We start from the raw sequence: 18,589 nt of genomic DNA on the forward strand, positions 1-18,589 counted from the left end.
CCATGACCATCCACGACCACCGCCGCGCCCGCCTGCGGGCCGGGCTCGGCCTCGTCGGCACGCTGCTGATGGCGTGCGGGATCGCCGCGATCGGCTTCGCCTGGTGGGGCACCGCGCACACCGGCTACGTGTTCGAGCAGATCCCGTACCTGGTGTCGGGCGGGCTGCTCGGGCTCGGCCTGATCGGTGTCGGCGGCTTCCTGTACTTCGGCTCGTGGCTGACCAAACTCATGGAGGAACAACGGCAGACCGCGCAGGCGTTGCGGACGTTGCTGGAAGAGCGTTCCTAACGGCCCCCGAGCACGCGCGCCAATGCGACGACGGGGTTTCCCCGCAGCGTCACGGCCGGAGGCGCTGTGCCCGGCGGCACGCGCACCCGCAGCGCCCCCGGCATCGACCGGAACGTGAGTGGGACAGGAAGCCGGGCCGCCTCGCCGTCGATCGCGACGTCCAGCTCGCCGTGCCCTGAACGCACCACGAACTCCGGCGCGGTCCACGCGCGGTAGCGGGGCTTGCCGCGCGTCGTGACCATGACGATGCCGAGCACACCGCGGTCGAGCCGGCCCCGCGTGCCGTCCAGCCGGTAGGGGCCGTTGGACACCAGCAGGACATCCGCCGGCAGATCCTCGTCGAACCGCAGGTCGAACGAGTCGGCACGGGGCCCGAGCAGCTCGGGCAACAGGTCCGCGGCGGTGGCCGCCTTCGCCTCCCGGTACCCGCTCGACCGCACGACCGAGGCGTACACGCCGAGCGACGCGTTGTTCACGAACACCCGGTCGCCGAGCGCGGCGAGGTCCACCCGGTACTCGACGGCGTCGCCGAACGCGGCGAGAGCGGCCGCGACGTCGTCGCGGTCCAACCCGAGGTCGAGCGCGAAATGGTTGCGGGTGCCCGCCGGTACGCACACGAACGGAATGTCGTGGCGCCGCGCGACATCGGCGACCAGTCCCAACGACCCGTCGCCGCCCGCCATCCCGAGCACGTCCGCGTCCAGGGCCGCCCGCTCGGCCAGGTCGCGCAGGTCGTCGCCCGGACCCAGCACGATCGCACGGACGCCGAACTCGCGGGCTCTGCGTGCGAGCTCGAACCGTTCGGCCTTCCCACCCCCGGACCGCGGGTTCATCAGCAGAACGCCGCCACGGGCCGGACCCACCCGCGTGGTGCCAGTGTGGTCGCGGCCGAGCGCGAACCGGGCCGCGGCGATGGACAGCGCGAGCAGCCCGACCACGATGGCGAGCACCAGGAACGCCCGCAGGTCCGGCAGCGCGATGAGGCCGGCCAGCGCGAGCGCGGCGGCCACGAAGGCCACCACCCGTCGCGCTCCTCTGCGCACAAGCCCCATCCAGCACGTCACGAGTGCGACCGCGATCAGCAGCAGGGCCACCGCGAGCTGAACCGGATGCAGCGCACTGATGATCACGGCGATGACGGCGGCGGCGAACGCCAGCAGCGAACCAGCCGCTGCCGCGCGTTGAGCGATGGTGGCCATGATCCAACCCTGTGCCACCGCATCGCGTTCGGCTTCACCTGATGCGGAGGAGGTTTCCGGGGTACCGCCCGCCGATGATGCCGAGATGACGATCACGCGCCAGGAGCGCGCCGCGCGGGGAAAGGCGGCCCGGACGACCGCGCCCCGGTCCAGTCACGCGGAGTTCACCCGCGACGCGAACCCGTTGCAGCTCCTCGAAAGCCAGGACGCCACGCGGGTTCCTTCGCTGCTGCCGATCCGGTACGGCCGGATGGCCGCCTCACCCTTCGCCTACTTCCGCGGCGCGGCCCTGCCGATGGCCAGTGACCTCGCGGGCACCCCGGCGACCGGCTTCACCGTGCAGGCGTGTGGTGACGCCCATCTGCTGAACTTCGGGGCGTTCGCCTCACCGGAACGCAGGCTCGTCTTCGACATCAACGACTTCGACGAGACCGTGCCCGGTCCGTGGGAGTGGGACGTCAAACGACTTGCCGCGAGCCTGGATATCGCCTGCCGCCACAACGAGTTCTCGGCCCGGCAGTGCCGGACGACGGTGGCCGGCGCGGTCGCCGAGTACCGGCGGGCGATGCGCGAGTTCGCCACGAGCCCCGCTCTCGATGTGTGGTACGCCCACGCCGACGTGGACCTTCTGAACGCGACCCCCGCTCTGCGCGACCACCTCGCGAAGGCCCGCAAGCGGGACAACCTCGGATCGTTGCGCCGGTTCGCGACGACCGACGGCGGCGCCGTCCGGATCGCGCCCGATCCGCCCATCGTGCTGCCGCTGGGAGACCTGGACTCGGCGGATCTGCGGGTCCGGCTGGAGCAGCTGCTCGAGGCTTACCGGGCCACCCTGGTCCCGGAGCGACGCGTGCTGCTGGACCGCTACCGGCTGGTCGACATGGCGCACAAGGTAGTCGGGGTCGGCAGCGTGGGCACCCGCTGCTGGATGCTGCTGCTACTCGGCAAGGACGACGACGATCCCCTGTTCCTGCAGGCGAAAGAGGCGAGCCGGTCGGTGCTGGAACCGTTCGCCGGGCGCAGCCGCTACGCCAACGCGGGGCGCCGCGTGGTCGTCGGCCAGCGGATGATGCAGACCGTCAGCGACATCCTGCTCGGATGGGTGCGCGCGACCGGTTTCGACGGCCGCACAAGGGACTTCTACCTGCGGCAACTGCGGGACTGGAAGAGCTCGGCGAACGTCGAGGCGATGAAGCCCCAGGATCTGCACAGCTACGGCCGCCTGTGCGCGTGGACGCTGGCCCGCGCCCACGCGCGCACCGGAGACGACATCGCGATCGCGGCCTACCTCGGTTCGAGCGCGGCCTTCGACCAGGCGGCAGCCGAGTTCGCTCGGGTCTACGCCGACCAGAACGAACTCGACCACAGCGCCCTGTGCGAGGCGATCACCGCCGGACGCGTGGTGGCCGACACCGGCCACTGACGCTGTCAGGCCACCGGTTCGGCCGGCGAGACCTCGACGCGCTTCGGCCGTTCGAACCGTCCGTGCACCTCTTGTCCGACGGCGGCCGGTCCCACGACCACGGGCAGCTGATAGGGCTCAGCGGCTTCGAGGTCCACCTGGTAGCCGATGTCGATGAGGCTTCCGGCGGTCAGGCTGCTGATGGCGTTGCCGACCCCACCGATCCGGCTGGTCATGAGCTCGGTCCGGAACACCGACTCCCGCCAGTGGCTGTCGCGCGAACCGGGCCCGCCGTCGTTCTCGACCGGCACGGCCTGCGGCTGCTCGTCCGGGCGCAAGTGTCCATATTGGACCATAGCGACACGCCCGGTGAACCGCGGGTCGGTGCCACCGACTCCGGTCAGCAGGCCCATCTCCTCCCACATGGTGCCGATCCCCAGCACGTGCCCCATCTCGTGGGTGATCACGTCGAGAAGCGTGCCCTCGTCCTCCATCTGTCTGAGGTCCGCGGTGTCGAACCGCATGATCCCCTTGCACGGCAGGCCACCCACGCGCACGTGGGTCGGTCCGGCCTCGCCGAGAATCTGGCCGGGCCCGTCGATCTCTGCGCCCTCGGCCAGGATCAGCACATCGTCGATGACCTCGCCGTCCACCACGACCTCGGGCAGGTCGCCGACGATGAGCCGGGCCCAGCGGTCCGCCGCGCGGGCGAACGCCTCCTGCTGACTCGGCGTGAGGCCGCCGACGAACCGGACGGTGATGACGAACGGCGACGTCGTCGCGGCCACCTCCAGCGCTCGACCGGCGTCGGCGCGGGCTTCGTAGATGTCGGGCATGATCTTCCCCTGTCCAGACGAACGGATGCGTGTGTTCATCCGATGCCTCCAGGTCGGACCGACGTACAGGCGTCACCCGTTCAGCCCAACGGACAGGTACCGGTGTCCGCCGGTCGAGGCAGCGTCGCGGACGGCGGTGGCGGCGTGCCGTCGAGCCACCGCTCGAGCGCCTCGAATGCGCTCCGGTGGCACGGTGCGAGTGGCCGCAACCGATCCGGGTAGACGTCCACCAGCCCGTCCACGTGCGTGCCCTGTTCAACACGGTAGTACCGATGCTGGTGCCCTCGGGTCATCGCGGCGTAGACGTCCGAGTCACGGCTGATCGGCAGCAACACGTCGTACGTGCCGTGCAACGTGATCAGCGGCTTTTTCAACCGGCCGCTCAACGCGATCGGCGCGACGGCCGGACCGGCGATCGAACGCCGGGCGGCATAGTCGTAGTCGGCGTCGCACGCCGGGCTGCCCGGCACGCAGAACGGGACGCCCGCCTCCAGCGGCCCGTCGAAACCGGGATCGAGCTCCTCGCGGTAGATCCGCTGCGTGAGGTCCCAGTAGTAGCGGTAGTGGTAGTCCCACAGGAACTCGCTGCCCGCCGGGAACTCGGCCGCGACGAGGTCGGCGTGGGCTCGCTCGTCTCCGGCGAGATAGGCGGGGTACGCCCGCAACGCCGGCGGCAGGAACGTCAGCAGGTTCGGCCCCGGCACCGTCCACAAAGTACCTTCCCAGTCCACGCCACCGTCGTAGAGCCATGGCCGGTTCTCCAGCTGCCAGCGCACGAGGTAGCCGCCGTTGGACAGCCCGGTGGCGATGGTCCGGTGCGGCGGCCGGCCGTACCGTTGCGCCACCACAGCTTTCGCCGCGATCGTGAGCTGCGTCAGGCGCCGGTTCCACTCCTCGATCGCCGCGCCGTCGCGGTAGAACCGCACGCCGGTGTTGCCCTTGTCCGTGGCGGCGAAGGCGTAACCACGCGCCAGCACCCAGTCCCCGATCGCGCGATCGTTGGCGTACTGCTCCCGCACACCGGGCGAGCCGGTGACGACGAGCCCGCCGTTCCAGCGGTCCGGCAGCCGCAGCACGAACTGCGAGTCGTGCAGCCAGCCGTGGTTTGTGTTGGTAGTCGAGGAATCCGGGAAGTAGCCGTCGACCTGGATTCCCGGAACTCCGCTCGGCGTTGGCAGCGCGGCGCTCGTCAGCCCCGCCCAGTCCGCCGGATCGGTGTGCCCGGACGCGACCGTGCCCGTGGTCGTCAGGTCACCGAGGCACACCTGTTGCTGATACGCCGCACCCGGCACGTTGACGGGCGCGCAATGTCGCACGTCGGCAGGCGCGATGACGGCAAGAGTCAAGACGAGCAGCACGCACCACATGCCGGGGAACGTATTGCCGCTCACGTCAGCGCGACACGGTTCCCAGCCACACAAGACGGTGCGCGGATGTGGGGCGAACCCCCATGGTCACGGCAGCTCGGCGGGAAACGCGTACCAGCGCACGGCCAGCTGCCTGGTGGCGGCGGTCGGCTCCGGGTGCAGCAGGCAGTACCGCGTGACCAGCTCGCCGTACTCGGCGTCGAACCGAGCCAGCTCGGCCTCGGTCAGGTTCATCCCCGCACGACTCCCCTGTGCCCACGGCCCGAACTCGTCCCGATGCGCGGCGGCCCACGACAGCAGTTCCAACTCCCGGTCGTACTTGGCGTCCATGTAGCGCTCGTACTCCAGTCGTTCCTCGGCGCCCATCGCGGTCACGTCGGGGCGCCGCAGGTCGAGCGGCGCGAACCGCCACCGACCGTCCCGCCCTTTCCGGACGTGTCCCGCGGCCGCGAGCGCTCGCAGGTCGTCGGCGACCGGGCGGTCCAGTGCCGCGGCGAGCTCCTCGGTGCTGGCCGGGCCTTCGGCGAGCGCGGTGGTGAGCGGCCGCAACTCGGTGTGCAGCTTGATGTCGGTGCCGTTCAACTCCCGGCTCGGCATGCCACCGACGAGCAGCGTGCGCGCGTGCATCGCCAGCAACGCCGCGATCGGCAGCTCCGCGCACACCGCCATCAGCACGCTGATCCACGAGTCCGGCTCGCCCCAGCTCAGCACCACGTCGAACCACGCGTCACAACCCAACAGCGCGGCCGTGGCGGCCAACAGTCCTACCGCTGCCCGGCTGCGTTTTGCGCCCAGCCACGCGGCGCCGGCGAAGCACGCCACCAGTGCCAGGTCGAAGCCCACCCAGGCGAGCCTCCACTGCCCCTCGTGCCGGACGGGCAGCGTGAGGCCCAGATACGCCGTCCACGGCAGCAGGACTACGGCGGCTGACGCTACGAACAACAGGAGTACACGGCGAGACACATGATCGACGCTAGCGCGTGTCGGCCGGGGATGTCGTTGTGGATCGCGGGGAGTTCGGGTTTGGCTTTGGACGCGGCTGCGCCGCGACACGTTGGCATTTTCGCGCGGCCACGGCGCAAGGGCGCCGCGTCCGCGCGAAAATGCCAACGTACCGAAGTCTGTGGCTGGTTGCCGTCATGCCCCAGACACCGCCCAGACTTGCGTAGTTTGGTGCGGTTGCGGGCGTGGCCGGGATGAGTGGCTTGAGTTTCGTCGTTTGTTTTTTAGAACGGCGGATCAGTCGGGAAGCCGGCCAGAACCGGTTCCGGTTCCCGTACATAGGTCTTGCCTGAGGGCGCCTTGAAGATGAAGTGCCCGGGAATCGGCTGGGTCACCGCCCAATTGCTCTTGTGCTTCAACCGATGATGATGCTTGCAGAACGGGCACAGGTTGCACGCCGCCGTCGGACCGTCGGGATAGGGCACCGTGTGGTCGAGTTCGCAGCGCTGCGCGGGCATCATGCAGCCCGGCTGACGGCACGTCTGATCACGCGCCCAGAGGAACCGGCGTAGATGCTCCGGCGGGCGGTACGTGCTGGTGCCGACGTCGAGCAGCATCCCGGACTGCGGATCGGTCAACAGCCGCCGCCACGTCGAGTCGCCCGCGAGCTCGCGCGCCAGCTCGGCGCTGATCGGGCCGTAACCTGCCAACTCACCAGGGTGATCATCCAAGCCCATCAAGGTCGTGGAGGAGACGGTGACGTTCAGGTTGACCTTCACGCTCGGGGTGTGGTCGGGCGTGGCCAGCAGCATGTCCGCGACCACGTCCGCGCGGCGCTGGCTCAACGTCCGCGTGTCACCAGGGAACTTCGCCGCACGGGCCAACTTGTCCACCCGATGCGCAGCCGCAATACCGCGATCGGCCGGGAGCCAGGCGAACAGTTTCACCATGTCGTCGACGCGCTCCTCGATCCCGGCGATCCGCTCCGCCTTCCTGGCCTCCCGCCGCTCGGCACAGCCCTCCGGGTCCACCGCCATCACTATCCGCTGCAACGACCGCCGCAGCTGGGTACTGGTCTGCCCCGGCGCCTTGACCAACGCCCGCTCCTCGACCTCCGCGGCCTGGTCGGCGGTGAGCCGGTGGGTGTAGTTGAACAGGATCTTCGCCTTATAGGAGTCGATCTCCCCGGCCTGCAGGGCGTCGACCGTGCGGGGCAGCTTGGTGACGGTCTCCCGCGCGACCAGCAACTGATCCTCGGCCCACTTCGAGGTCCACTTCATCGCCGCGACGATCTCCGCCGCCGCGAACTCATCGTCGGCGGTGCCGATGGCGAAGTCGGCAAGCTGACGCAATAGCCGAGCCTGCCAGTAATCAACTTGCTTTTGCATGAACAGCATATTGTCGATAGCCGCCGCTCGGTCCATAGCACAAATCTACCGCAAGATCACAATTAAACGACCCACCTTGCAATGGAGACCACTATCGAGTGAAAAATCAAACAACGAAACACAAGCCACACACCCCAGCCACGCCCGCAACCGCACCAAACAACGCAAGTCTGGACAGGATCGGGACCCACCACAAAAGCCAACCACAGACTTCGGTACGTTGGCATTTTCGCGCGGACGCGGCGCCCTAGCGCCGTGGCCGCGCGAAAATGCCAACGTGTCGCGGCGCAGCCGCGTCCAAAGCCCAAAGCAACTACGCTTCGCTCGCGAGCGACCACTGCGCGTTCCTGGCAACAGGCCTTCCCGTGTGGACGGTAGGCGACGATCACCCCGACAAGGGCGGCCACTGGCCATCCGGCTGGGGCAAGCGACCCAGCGATCCGGCACACGCGAAGACAAAGGCCAACAAGCTACTCGCGAACATCCCAAAGATGATTCCCGTGTACGCACACCGCTACCTACCCGCAGGCCGCGACACGTCCGCCCACCCGGTCCTGTCCATCCACAGCCTGCACGACACGATCGTCTACGGCCTGGACCTGGCGGACTACATCGACCAGGAGTTCCGCACAGCCGAGGTTAGCGCGCCCTTCTGGCGTGACTACATCTAAGAAGGGCGCGCCACCCCATCAGTCGTTGCCCGCCTCCAACGCAGCGGCATCGAGCAACTCGTCCGCAGCCGAAACCACGCCCCGAGAAGCAATCGCCTCAGCGCCACCGTCAGGCATGGTCCCGATCAACTTCGTCGGCTCAACCTGAGGCTCGGTGATCAAGGCGGAGTGCCGGTTACCAACCATCCCCAGCCCGGCGAACAACTCCAGCTTCGCCCGAGAGTCAGCGATGTCGAGGTTGCGCATGGTCAACTGACCAATCCGGTCAACGGGCCCGAACGCCGAGTCCTCGGTCCGCTCCATCGACAGCTTGTCCGGGTGGTAGCTGAACGCGGGCCCAGTGGTGTCGAGGATCGAGTAGTCGTCACCGCGACGCAGGCGCAACGTAACCGAGCCGGTAATGGCAGCCCCAACCCACCGCTGCAAAGCCTCACGCAGCATCAGGGACTGAGGGTCGAGCCACCGCCCCTCGTACATCAACCGACCAAGACGGCGGCCATCGTTGTGGTACGCGGCGAGCGTGTCCTCGTTGTGGATGGCGTTGACCAGCCGCTCGTAGGCGATGTGCAGCAGGGCCATGCCGGGCGCCTCGTAGATGCCGCGGCTCTTGGCCTCGATCACCCGGTTCTCGATCTGGTCGGACATGCCCAGGCCGTGCCGCCCGCCGATCGCGTTGGCCTCCAGCACCAGGTCGACCGCGGACGCGAACTCCTTGCCGTTGATCGCAATGGGACGGCCCTGCTCGAACGTCAGCGTGACGTCCTCGGCCGGGATCTCGACCGACTGGTCCCAGAACCGCACGCCCATGATCGGCTCGACGATCTCGATGCCCTCGTTGAGCAGCTCCAGGGACTTGGCCTCGTGCGTCGCGCCCCAGATGTTCGCGTCGGTCGAGTACGCCTTCTCGGTCGACGCGCGGTACGGGAGGTCACGCTCGAGCAGCCACTCGGACATCTCCTTGCGGCCGCCGAGCTCCCCGACGAAGTGGGCGTCCAGCCACGGCTTGTAGATCCGCAGCGACGGGTTGGCCAGCAGGCCGTAGCGGTAGAACCGCTCGATGTCGTTGCCCTTGTAGGTCGAACCGTCGCCCCAGATCTGGACGTCGTCGTCGAGCATCGCCCGCACGAGCATCGTGCCCGTCACGGCACGGCCGAGCGGCGTGGTGTTGAAGTACGCGCGGCCGCCGGAGCGGATGTGGAACGCCCCGCAGGCCAGTGCCGCGAGGCCCTCCTCCACGAGCGCGGCCCGGCAGTCGACCAGGCGCGCGAGCTCGGCGCCGTAGGCCTCGGCGCGGCCCGGCACCGAGGCGATGTCGGGCTCGTCGTACTGGCCGATGTCAGCGGTGTACGTGCACGGCACCGCGCCCTTCTCACGCATCCACGCGACCGCCACCGAGGTGTCGAGGCCACCGGAGAAGGCGATGCCGACGCGTTCGCCGGCGGGGAGGGAAGTCAGCACTTTGGACACGGTTGGAATTATGCACGATTATGTATGAACATGCACGTCCGGGTTCACTCAACCGGGCGGACCTGCGGCGGAGCGGCCGGGCGGGCCCGAACAACGCACTAGCGTCGATCATGTGTCGCTGGAAGCCCTCACCACTCCCCGTTCCGCGCGTGACGTGCTCGAGTGGACCAGGCTGACGGTCACACCGCACCTCCAGGCGGCCGTCGCCGGGCTCGACGCGGCCAGCAGGCGCATCGCCGAATACCAGTTCGAACACGGCTCCTACCTCCGGTCCGCGCTCACCGTGCTCGCGGCCGAGGCCGTCGGCGGCACGGCCGACCCCCGGATCGTGACCGCCATCGAACTGGCCCACGTGCACTGTGAGCTGCACGACGACGTGGTACACGAGACGCGCCGCGGACAGGCCACCGCGTGGAGCCACTACGGCCTCGAGTCGACCGTCGAAACGGCCGACGAGCTGCTGGAGATCGCGTTTCACCTGCTGGCGGGCAACGGGCGGGCGGTGCGCATGCTCAACACCGCCCTGCTCGCCGTCGTGGACGGCGTGATCGAGGACGCGGAAACCGAAACGCCCGGCCCACCGGACCTGGCGGCCTGCGTCCGCCGGGCCACGTCGGCCGGCGCGCTGATGGCGTGCGCGTGCGCGATGGGGACGTTGTCCGGCGGGGGCAGCCGCGCGCAGGTCGAGCACCTGCGGGCGTTCGGCGGACACGTCGGCCTGGTGTACCAGCACGTCGAGGACCTGGTCGGCATCTGGGGTGAGCCGCGCTACGCGGACCTGCACCGGCGCCGCAGGTCGCTGCCCGTGGTGGCGGCGATGACGTCCGGCACCAGGGAAGGGCGCGACCTCAAGACGTTGTACCTGGCCGACGAGCCGATGGACGCGCAACGGGCGGCCGACCTGGTCGACGCCGCGGGCGGGCGCACGTGGAGCCTGCACGAGATCGACGGTCTGCTCGTGCGCGCGCTGCAGCGCCTGCGAGCGGCCGAACCGGGCGCGAAGGCCGCGGACGAGCTGTTCGCCCTGGCCCGCCACGCCGCGCGGCACGACCACTGAACTAGTGTCGGTCCACATTCGACTGGGGAGGTACCGGGATGTGGGGCCGACGCAAGACACCCGCGCGCAGACTCGCGGAAGCGGCCGGATTCAAGTGGGCGGGCGACGGGCCCGACCACGACATCATGGCGTTCCAGGTGTGCGGCCGGGCCGCGAACGTGCTGCCCGCGTTCGCGGCCGTCGCCGAGGAGCTGGCCGCGGACGAGGCGAACTACGAGCTGCTCCGGGGAGTCCTGGAGAACGTGCAGAACCTCGCCTCGCACGGCCTGCCGGAGTTCCACACGCCGGACGAGATCGTCGCGGTGCTCGGGCCACGCTGTACCGAGTACTGGAAGGCCATCGCCACGTTCTGGGACGCGGTCGCCGAGTGGCAGACCGACCGGGAGTCCAGCGAGGGCATCCGCGGCCTGCAGAACGAAGAGCTGCGCCTGATGTTGTGGCCCACCAAGCGGAGCCTCGCCGACGGCACGTGCGTGGGGCTCGCCGACGCCGTGCGGTTCGAGAAGGCCGGCGGTGAGCCCATTCCCGGACACAGCCACATCATGGCGGCACTGGAGCGCTTCGAGCGTTAGGTTCCGTTCATGACCGAGACACCGGACATCAAGCCGCGCAGCCGCGACGTCACCGACGGACTCGAGCGCACCGCCGCGCGCGGCATGCTCCGGGCCGTCGGCATGGGCGACGACGACTGGGCGAAACCGCAGATCGGCGTCGCGTCGTCGTGGAACGAGATCACGCCGTGCAACCTGTCGCTGGACCGGCTCGCGAAGGCGAGCAAGGACGGCGTCCACGCCGCGGGCGGCTACCCGCTGGAGTTCGGCACGATCTCGGTGTCCGACGGCATCTCCATGGGCCACGAGGGCATGCACTTCTCGCTGGTCTCGCGCGAGGTGATCGCGGACAGCGTGGAGACCGTCATGCAGGCCGAGCGGCTGGACGGCTCGGTGCTGCTCGCGGGCTGCGACAAGTCGCTGCCGGGCATGCTGATGGCGGCGGCCCGGCTCGACCTCGCGAGCGTGTTCCTCTACGCGGGCTCGATCCTGCCCGGCCAGGTCAAGCTGTCGGACGGCAGCGAGCGCGAGGTCACGATCATCGACGCCTTCGAGGCGGTCGGCGCCTGCGCCAGGGGTTTGATGAGCCGCGAGGACGTCGACCTGATCGAGCGCGCGATCTGCCCCGGTGAGGGCGCGTGCGGCGGCATGTACACGGCGAACACCATGGCCAGCGCGGCCGAGGCGCTGGGGATGTCGCTGCCCGGCAGCGCCGCTCCCCCGGCGACCGACCGGCGGCGCGACGGGTTCGCCCGGCGCTCCGGTCAGGCCGTGGTCGAGATGCTGCGCCGCGGCATCACCGCGCGGCAGATCATGACGCGCGAGGCGTTCGAGAACGCGATCGCCGTCGTCATGGCGTTCGGCGGCTCCACGAACGCGGTGCTGCACCTGCTCGCCATCGCGCACGAGGCGTCGGTCCCGCTGACCCTGGACGACTTCACGAAGATCGGCGCGCGGGTGCCGCACCTGGCCGACGTGAAACCGTTCGGCCGGCACGTGATGACCGACGTCGACCGCATCGGCGGCGTGCCGGTCGTGATGAAGGCGCTGCTCGACGCGGGGCTGCTGCACGGCGACTGCCTCACCGTCACCGGCCGCACCGTCGCCGAGAACCTGGCCGACATCGCGCCGCCGGACCCGGACGGCACGGTGTTGCGCGCACTGAGCGAGCCGATCCACCGCACCGGCGGCATCACGATCCTGCGCGGCTCGCTGGCCCCCGACGGCGCCGTGGTGAAGTCCGCCGGGTTCGACTCGGACGTCTTCACCGGCACCGCCAGGGTGTTCGACCGCGAACGCGCCGCGATGGACGCCCTGGAGGACGGCACGATCACCGCGGGCGACGTGGTCGTCATCCGCTACGAGGGCCCCAAGGGCGGGCCGGGGATGCGCGAGATGCTCGCCATCACCGCGGCGATCAAGGGCGCCGGGCTCGGCAAGGACGTCCTGCTGCTCACCGACGGCCGGTTCTCCGGCGGCACCACCGGACTGTGCGTCGGCCATGTCGCCCCCGAGGCGGCGGACGGCGGGCCGATCGCGTTCGTCCGCGACGGCGACCAGATCACCCTCGACGTCGCCCGTGGGACGTTGGACGTCGACGCCGATCTGGCCGCCCGCCGCGAGGGCTGGGCGCCGCTGCCCGCCCGGTACCAGCGGGGTGTGCTGGCCAAGTACGCCAAGCTGGTCGGCTCGGCCTCCCAGGGAGCCGTCTGCGACTAGGTGCTATGGGGGGAGCTTTCCAAGCGCCCAGCGCTTGGAAAGCTCCCCCCATAGCAACCACCGCTAGCTGAGGCCCCAGGGCTTGCCCGGCGTGGAGATCTTCACCGGTGCGACGGTCAGGTCGGGCACCGGCCCGTCCGGATGAACCACCGCCGTCTCGCCCGCGGCCAGGGTGATCTCGATGACCTCGCCGTCGACCCGCTTCCACGGCACCGGCTTACCGTCCGGAGTGGACACAGCGAGCTTGCCCGCGATGCCCGGCTTCACCCGCAGCGGCTCGCCGGCGAGGCTGCGCACGGACACCCAGGAGGTCTTGCCACCGCGGCGCACCGCGCTGACCGTGAACGCGCCCTGCGCCAGGAACTTGTCGACCGTGACGTCCTGCCAAGCCGACGGAATGGCCGGGAACACGCGAATCACGCCGCCCCAGCTCTGGCACAGCATGTCCAGCAACGACTGTGAAGCCGACAGCGGCGTCTCGACGACCGGGCCGGCCTCGGCGTACATCGTGTTGGCCGTGGCCGGGAACCGTGTGGTGGGGTCGAAGAACTTCAGCAGGTATTCCAACGCCTGATCACCGCGACCCATCATCGCGGAGATCGACGCGGCGCCGGTGTAGCTGTACCCGCGGTGCGCGCCCTGCAGGCTGTGCCAGTGCTTGAGCGACTTCTCGATCAGCTCGCGGTTCTCGTGCTGGTCCCAGTTCATCAGGTACAGCGGGTAGATCATCAGCAGGTGCGAGTAGTGCCGGTGCGACTTCGCGTACGGCACGCCCGCGCCGATCATCAGGCCCGTCGAGTCGACCGGGTACGGCGTCAGGTCGCGCAGCACCGTCTTCCACCGCGGGATCAGCGGGTCGTTGATCTTGAGGCGGGCGGCAGCGTCGAGCAGGGCCTGGCAGCCCCAGCGGATCAGGGCCAGGTCGAAGTTGCAGTCCGGCGCGGCGCCGTACTCCGGCGACAGCGTCGACGGCAGGTGCAGCTTGCCGTCCGACCCCGTGGTCAGGAAGCGCAGGTAGTAATTGATCGCGCGGCGCAACAACGGGAACACGGTGTCGCGCAATAGGTTTATGTCCATCGTGTGCCGATAGGACAGCCACGCGTTGTGCAGCGTCCACGGCAGGTTTCCAACCTCAGCGCCACTTCCGGGCTTGCCGAGATAGTTGCCCTTCAACCCGGTGCGGTCCGTACTCCTACCGACACCGGCGCAGTCGTCCTGGTACTCCGGCCGGACGTTCTTGATCATCTGGTCGATGTTGTCGCGCAACGTGGTGCTCAGCGCGTCCAGTTCGAGGTGGTTCGAGCCGTGGATGAGCCAGTACTCGAGCTGGATGTTGAGGTTCCACCACACCGCGGGCCACGGCGTCTGCTCCAGCCACGGGCCACAGGTCGCCATCACCGTGCCGCCCGCGCGGGTGCCCGACGCCGCCTTGTAGAGCTGGATCCAGTGGAAGCTCTGCAGGCGCTGGTCCGGAATGGACACGAAGCTGCGCCGGTAGAAGTTCTGCCACCACGACCGATGCGACTGCTCCAGCGCGGGCACGCCATCGGCCCGTGCCTTCCGCACGGCGTCCAACGCCTTCGTCGAGGCGTTCGTGCCGGGGAACGTGTGCGCCACCGAGAGGAACAGCGTCCGCGAGTCCTGCCCGTACGCGGTCGCCGTCCGGCCGCCCGCGGCGAGCGGCTGCTCGACGAGCTTCTCCTGACCGGAGGTCTTCGTCGTGAACGCCGGGTTCTTCACGTAACCGGACGGCGGCTCCTCGCTCTTCGAGCGAGGGCTGATCGCCTCCTCGGGGTGGAACACCCAGCGGACCTTCTCACCGCCGCTGGCCTTGGCATCCGCGACGAACACCGACCGGGTGCTGTGGATGAACGCCCGGAACTCGATCTTGCCGCTGCTGGTCGTGACGGTGCCGCGCAGCTCGGCGTCCCACAGGCTCAGCCGCCAGTCGACGCCGGTGATCGTGCCGACCGGTTCCAGCGTCAGGTGCCCGACGGGCAGCCGGCACACGCCCCAGCCGCTGCCGAACTGCGGCCGGTGGTCCTGCACCTCGGCGTGCTGCACGCTGAACCGGATCGCGTTGCGGTCCGGCTCCTTGCGCACGATCGACCCGAGGCGCCCATCACCGAGGAACGGCCCCTGTTGCCACTCGGTCGGCAGCTTCTTCCAGATCAGGTCCTGCTCGGCGAGGAACGCCGCCCAGTCCAGTCCCGCCCGAGCCTCCGGGGCCTGCTCGGCGGCGACAGCCGGACGAACCGCGGTGGCCGCCACCGCCGCGACCGTGGATCCGACGACGAAGCTCCGCCGCGACACCTCATGGGACATCTACGCCTCCGTTGGCTCGATCGCGCCAGACTGTAGCGACCAGACCTCCGATGTGTGAAGAGTCTTTGGTTCAGTCCACTGGACAACTCGGGTGGTCATGACTGCATCAGTCAACTAGTCATCGGAGGTACGGCCGCGCGAAATACTGGCGCGGTGACGACAGCCCGCGCCCACGACGGCACCCGGATCGCCTACCAGCGGCGAGGCAGCGGCCGGCCGCTGGTGCTGCTGGCCGGGCAGGCCAACAACCACACGTGGTGGGACCGGGTCCGGGACGACTTCCCCGGCACCATCACACTCGACTGGCGCGGCACGGGTGACAGCGACAAACCGGACATGCCGTACTCCACGCGCGGGTTCGCGCGGGACGTGATCGCCGTGCTCGACGATCTCGGCATCGAGACCGCCGACATCTACGGCACGTCCATGGGCGGCCGGGTCGCCCAGTGGGTCGCCGCCGACCATCCCTCACGCGTGCGGCGTCTGATCCTTGGCTGCACCTCGCCCGGCGGCCCGCACGCCGTGGAGCGGTCCAACGAGATCCGGCGCGCGTTGATCGGTCCCGGCGCCAACGAGGTGCTCGAAGAGCTCATGTACACGCCGGAATGGCGGAAGGAGAACCCCGGCCCGTACACGGTGCTGGGCGACCCCGGCCTGCTGCCGCACGCGCGCAAGCACCACCTGCTGGCCAGTAATGGCCACGACGCGTGGGACGCGCTGCCGCGGATCACCGCGCCGACCCTGATCCTGCACGGCACCGAGGACCAGATGGCGCCCGTGGCCAACGCTTCGCTACTGGCCCAACGGATTCCACACGCCGAGGTGCACCTGTTCCCCGGCGCCCGGCACGCCTACTTCGACGAGTGCCGGCCCGCGGCCAGTGAACTGGTAAGGGATTTCCTCGGTTAGTCAACCGACTCAAGTCGGTAGCCCCAGGCCCGATCACCACCTTACGTTCGCCAGATGCGCAGACGTGACTTTCTCGCCGCGGCGGCCGGCATCGCGGCAGTGGCGGCCAACCCCGCCGGCGCCCTGGCGGCCACGAAGCAGCGGCCCGGCGCGTCCGCGCTCCCCGACCTGGGTCTGGGCGATCTTCCCGTCGTGGCACGGGTCCGCGCGCGGCGAGCGCTGGAACACCTGAAGGTGCTCAGCGACCGGATCGGTCCCCGCATCGGCGGCACCGAGTCCGAGCACCGGGCGCGCGACTACCTGGTCGACGTACTGCGCGGCCTGCGCTACGACGTGACCACGCAGCCGTTCACCGTGCCGGACAAGTACCTCGCCGACATCGTCGTGCCGGACGGGCGCAGCTTCCAGTCCGGCGCGTCGAAGTCCGGTGCGCTGGGAAAAACTGTGCGCGCGCCGTTCGTCGATGTCGGCGACGGCTCGCAACTGCCCGACCTGACGGGCAGGATCGCGCTGTTCGTCAACGCGCCGGCCGGGGACGGTCCGACGCTGCGGGCGGTGGAACGCGGCGCGGTGGCCGTGCTGCTCGGCCGCGTGTCGACGACCGCGAACAAGTCGCCCGCCTTCTCGCCCGTGCTGACCCAGACGGTCGGCGTTCCGGTGCTGGGAATCGCCCAGGTGCACGTGGAACGGCTGCGCGCACTCGGCGCCGCCGAGCTGGCGATCACCACCACGCTGCACGCGAACCTCACGTCGTACAACGTGATCGCAGACCGGCGCGCCACGTTCCCCAACCGGGACGACAAGGTCGTCATGATCAGCGCCCACTACGACAGCGTGCCCGGCTCACCGGGGGCCAACGACGACGGCAGCGGCACCGTCCTGTGCCTGGAACTGGCACGGGTGCTGCGGCACCTGCCGACGCACAAGGCGATCCGGTTCGCGCTGTGGGGTTCCGAGGAGCAGGGGCTGCTCGGGTCCCGCTACCACGTCGGACAGCTGACCGGACCGGACATCACCCGCATCGCCGGGGTGTTCCAGAACGACATGGTCGCCACCAGCCACGACCCCGCCACGGCCTACTGGCTGCTGTCCGTGGACGGCAAGGACAACGCCACCACCCGTGAAGTCGCCGAGGCGGCGAAGCGCCTCGGCTACGACCCGCGCGTACACGGCCCGGTGGTGCGCGGCTCGAGCGACCACGTGCCGTTCCACGAGAAGGGCATCCCGGCGGCGAACTTCAGCTGGCGTGGCGAAGGCGGTCCCGCCCAACTGGAGCCGATCTACCACACGCCGGAGGACACGATCGCGGCCAACATCAGCCTGGAACGCCTCCAGGTGTCGCTGGAACTGATCGGCGCGGCGGCGTACCGGCTGGCGGCCACGCGGTAGCGCATCTTTACGTTCCCTTAGGACGCTCCCTCTCGGCTGTGACCGGCGACACAGCTAGCGTCCGAAGGACCATCAACGTCCAGGGGGACCTCGAAATGCGTCGCCGAACACTCAGCATGATCGCGCTCTCACTGGTCGCGGCCGGATGTGCACCGAGTCCCGCACATTCCGGCACCGCGACCACTGTGGGCAGCTGCGAGGCGAGCGCGCAGAGCATCAAGATCGCCACCGGTAACGCGGGTGGCGTCTACCACGCGCTCGGCGGCGCACTCGCCAAGTTGATCAGCGGCAACACGCGGATCACGGCGACCAGCGCGGAGACCGGCGCGTCCGTGCAGAACATCCAGGAGCTCACCGCGGGCAAGTACGACGTGGCGTTCTCGCTGGCCGACACCGCGGCGGACGCCGTCGCGGGTACCGGGGCCTTCGCCGGCGGACCGCAGAAGATCCAGGCGCTCACCCGCATCTACCCGAACTACACGCAGGTGGTGGTGCGCAAGGACGCCGGGATCGACGACATCGCCGGGATGCGGGGCAAGCGCATCTCCACCGGGTCCCCGAAGTCCGGCACCGAGGTCGTGGCCAACCGGTTGCTGAAGGCGGCCGGCCTCAACCCGGACACCGACGTGCAGGCGGCGCACCTCGGTCTCGCCGAGACCGCCACGGGCATGGCCGACGGCAGCCTCGACGGTCTCATCTGGTCCGGCGGCCTGCCCACGACGCAGCTCGCCGACCTCACGAAGTCCTTGAAGGGCAAGGTGAAGTTCCTCGACGTGCTGCCGTTGCTCGACGGGCTCAAGAAGATCAGCCCCGTGTACGACGACGGGGTCATCCCCGCGGCCACCTACGGCCAGCCAGCGGACATTCCGACCATCGTCGTGCCGAACATGTTGCTGGTGCGCGAGGACTTCCCGGCGCCCAGCGCGTGCGCCATCACGACGTTGATCTTCACGCGCGGCGAGGAGCTGGAAAAGGCGCACCCGGCCGCCAAGGACATCACCATGGACAAGGCACCGCAGACGGATCCGGTTCCGCTGCACCCCGGCTCCAAGCGCGCCCTCGGCGACTGACGCGATA

General features: G+C 69.4%; 16 protein-coding genes. 9 read left to right on the top strand and 7 right to left on the bottom strand.

Annotation, left to right across the window (positions count from 1 at the left end; all coding sequences use genetic code 11):
* The first annotated feature begins 2 nt into the window (after positions 1–2).
* On the top strand, positions 3–290 hold the full coding sequence (locus QSK35_RS36000) for a hypothetical protein (RefSeq protein ID WP_285752177.1): 288 nt from the start codon (positions 3–5) through the stop codon (positions 288–290).
* On the opposite strand, the gene QSK35_RS36005 is transcribed toward QSK35_RS36000, so the two are convergent.
* On the bottom strand, positions 287–1,489 hold the full coding sequence (locus QSK35_RS36005) for a diacylglycerol/lipid kinase family protein (protein ID WP_285752178.1): 1,203 nt from the start codon (positions 1,487–1,489) through the stop codon (positions 287–289). The two genes, QSK35_RS36000 and QSK35_RS36005, sit on opposite strands and share 4 nt — an antisense overlap.
* An 85-nt stretch (positions 1,490–1,574) precedes the next feature.
* Here QSK35_RS36005 and QSK35_RS36010 point away from each other — a divergent pair, with 85 nt between their 5' ends.
* Positions 1,575–2,912, top strand: coding sequence for a DUF2252 domain-containing protein (locus QSK35_RS36010; protein ID WP_285752179.1), 1,338 nt, complete (start codon positions 1,575–1,577; stop codon positions 2,910–2,912).
* 5 nt (positions 2,913–2,917) lie between these two features.
* On the opposite strand, the gene QSK35_RS36015 is transcribed toward QSK35_RS36010, so the two are convergent.
* The 4 genes from QSK35_RS36015 to QSK35_RS36030 form a co-directional block, all read right to left on the bottom strand.
* Positions 2,918–3,766 (bottom strand): leishmanolysin-related zinc metalloendopeptidase, encoded by an 849-nt coding sequence (locus QSK35_RS36015; RefSeq protein ID WP_285752180.1) that lies wholly within the window; start codon positions 3,764–3,766, stop codon positions 2,918–2,920.
* Between the two features lie 41 nt (positions 3,767–3,807).
* Entirely contained in the window at positions 3,808–5,094 is a 1,287-nt protein-coding gene (locus tag QSK35_RS36020; RefSeq protein WP_285752312.1) for a 3-hydroxybutyrate oligomer hydrolase family protein, read from the bottom strand.
* Positions 5,095–5,181: 87 nt separating this feature from the next.
* Positions 5,182–6,057 carry a hypothetical protein gene (locus tag QSK35_RS36025; protein ID WP_285752181.1) on the bottom strand — a complete coding sequence of 292 codons (876 nt, stop codon included), beginning with the start codon at positions 6,055–6,057 and terminating at the stop codon, positions 5,182–5,184.
* 263 nt (positions 6,058–6,320) lie between these two features.
* Positions 6,321–7,460 (bottom strand): HNH endonuclease signature motif containing protein, encoded by a 1,140-nt coding sequence (locus QSK35_RS36030; protein ID WP_285752182.1) that lies wholly within the window; start codon positions 7,458–7,460, stop codon positions 6,321–6,323.
* Positions 7,461–7,915: 455 nt separating this feature from the next.
* Between QSK35_RS36030 and QSK35_RS36035 the strand changes: the two genes are divergently transcribed.
* The gene (locus tag QSK35_RS36035) at positions 7,916–8,095 is read left to right on the top strand and encodes a hypothetical protein (protein WP_285752183.1); all 180 of its coding nucleotides are present in this window, start codon (positions 7,916–7,918) and stop codon (positions 8,093–8,095) included.
* Between the two features lie 18 nt (positions 8,096–8,113).
* On the opposite strand, the gene argG is transcribed toward QSK35_RS36035, so the two are convergent.
* Positions 8,114–9,562 (bottom strand): argininosuccinate synthase, encoded by a 1,449-nt coding sequence (gene argG / locus QSK35_RS36040; RefSeq protein WP_285752184.1) that lies wholly within the window; start codon positions 9,560–9,562, stop codon positions 8,114–8,116.
* Positions 9,563–9,674: 112 nt separating this feature from the next.
* On the opposite strand from argG, the gene QSK35_RS36045 reads away from it, so the two are divergent.
* Genes QSK35_RS36045 through ilvD form a run of 3 tightly spaced genes read left to right on the top strand, consistent with a single transcriptional unit; the run spans position 9,675 to position 12,889 of the window.
* Entirely contained in the window at positions 9,675–10,619 is a 945-nt protein-coding gene (locus QSK35_RS36045; RefSeq protein WP_285752185.1) for a polyprenyl synthetase family protein, read from the top strand.
* 38 nt (positions 10,620–10,657) lie between these two features.
* Positions 10,658–11,191: a hypothetical protein gene (locus tag QSK35_RS36050; protein ID WP_285752186.1), complete on the top strand. Its 534-nt coding sequence runs from the start codon at positions 10,658–10,660 to the stop codon at positions 11,189–11,191.
* A gap of 9 nt (positions 11,192–11,200) precedes the next feature.
* Positions 11,201–12,889: a dihydroxy-acid dehydratase gene (ilvD, locus tag QSK35_RS36055; RefSeq protein ID WP_285752187.1), complete on the top strand. Its 1,689-nt coding sequence runs from the start codon at positions 11,201–11,203 to the stop codon at positions 12,887–12,889.
* Positions 12,890–12,952: 63 nt separating this feature from the next.
* Here ilvD and QSK35_RS36060 read toward each other — a convergent pair whose 3' ends face one another.
* On the bottom strand, positions 12,953–15,214 hold the full coding sequence (locus QSK35_RS36060) for a glycosyl hydrolase family 95 catalytic domain-containing protein (protein WP_285752188.1): 2,262 nt from the start codon (positions 15,212–15,214) through the stop codon (positions 12,953–12,955).
* 153 nt (positions 15,215–15,367) lie between these two features.
* Between QSK35_RS36060 and QSK35_RS36065 the strand changes: the two genes are divergently transcribed.
* The 3 genes from QSK35_RS36065 to QSK35_RS36075 all read left to right on the top strand — a co-directional run bounded on the left by QSK35_RS36065 (position 15,368) and on the right by QSK35_RS36075 (position 18,582).
* Positions 15,368–16,123: an alpha/beta fold hydrolase gene (locus QSK35_RS36065; protein ID WP_285752189.1), complete on the top strand. Its 756-nt coding sequence runs from the start codon at positions 15,368–15,370 to the stop codon at positions 16,121–16,123.
* A 54-nt stretch (positions 16,124–16,177) separates the two neighbouring features.
* Positions 16,178–17,512 (top strand): M28 family peptidase, encoded by a 1,335-nt coding sequence (locus tag QSK35_RS36070; protein ID WP_285752190.1) that lies wholly within the window; start codon positions 16,178–16,180, stop codon positions 17,510–17,512.
* 95 nt (positions 17,513–17,607) lie between these two features.
* Complete coding sequence (locus QSK35_RS36075) at positions 17,608–18,582, top strand: TAXI family TRAP transporter solute-binding subunit (protein ID WP_285752191.1); 975 nt, start codon at positions 17,608–17,610, stop codon at positions 18,580–18,582.
* Positions 18,583–18,589 lie beyond the last annotated feature (7 nt).

The organism is Lentzea sp. NBRC 105346, from assembly GCF_030269605.1.
Classification (GTDB): domain Bacteria; phylum Actinomycetota; class Actinomycetes; order Mycobacteriales; family Pseudonocardiaceae; genus Lentzea.

Coding starts and splice junctions, on each gene's coding strand:
- QSK35_RS36000 (WP_285752177.1), top strand. CDS start 3: ATGACCATCCACGACCACCGCCGCGCCCGCCTGCGGGCCGGGCTCGGC.
- QSK35_RS36005 (WP_285752178.1), bottom strand. CDS start 1,489: ATGGCCACCATCGCTCAACGCGCGGCAGCGGCTGGTTCGCTGCTGGCG.
- QSK35_RS36010 (WP_285752179.1), top strand. CDS start 1,575: ATGACGATCACGCGCCAGGAGCGCGCCGCGCGGGGAAAGGCGGCCCGG.
- QSK35_RS36015 (WP_285752180.1), bottom strand. CDS start 3,766: ATGAACACACGCATCCGTTCGTCTGGACAGGGGAAGATCATGCCCGAC.
- QSK35_RS36020 (WP_285752312.1), bottom strand. CDS start 5,094: ATGTGGTGCGTGCTGCTCGTCTTGACTCTTGCCGTCATCGCGCCTGCC.
- QSK35_RS36030 (WP_285752182.1), bottom strand. CDS start 7,460: ATGGACCGAGCGGCGGCTATCGACAATATGCTGTTCATGCAAAAGCAA.
- QSK35_RS36035 (WP_285752183.1), top strand. CDS start 7,916: ATGATTCCCGTGTACGCACACCGCTACCTACCCGCAGGCCGCGACACG.
- QSK35_RS36050 (WP_285752186.1), top strand. CDS start 10,658: ATGTGGGGCCGACGCAAGACACCCGCGCGCAGACTCGCGGAAGCGGCC.
- ilvD (WP_285752187.1), top strand. CDS start 11,201: ATGACCGAGACACCGGACATCAAGCCGCGCAGCCGCGACGTCACCGAC.
- QSK35_RS36060 (WP_285752188.1), bottom strand. CDS start 15,214: ATGTCCCATGAGGTGTCGCGGCGGAGCTTCGTCGTCGGATCCACGGTC.
- QSK35_RS36070 (WP_285752190.1), top strand. CDS start 16,178: ATGCGCAGACGTGACTTTCTCGCCGCGGCGGCCGGCATCGCGGCAGTG.
- QSK35_RS36075 (WP_285752191.1), top strand. CDS start 17,608: ATGCGTCGCCGAACACTCAGCATGATCGCGCTCTCACTGGTCGCGGCC.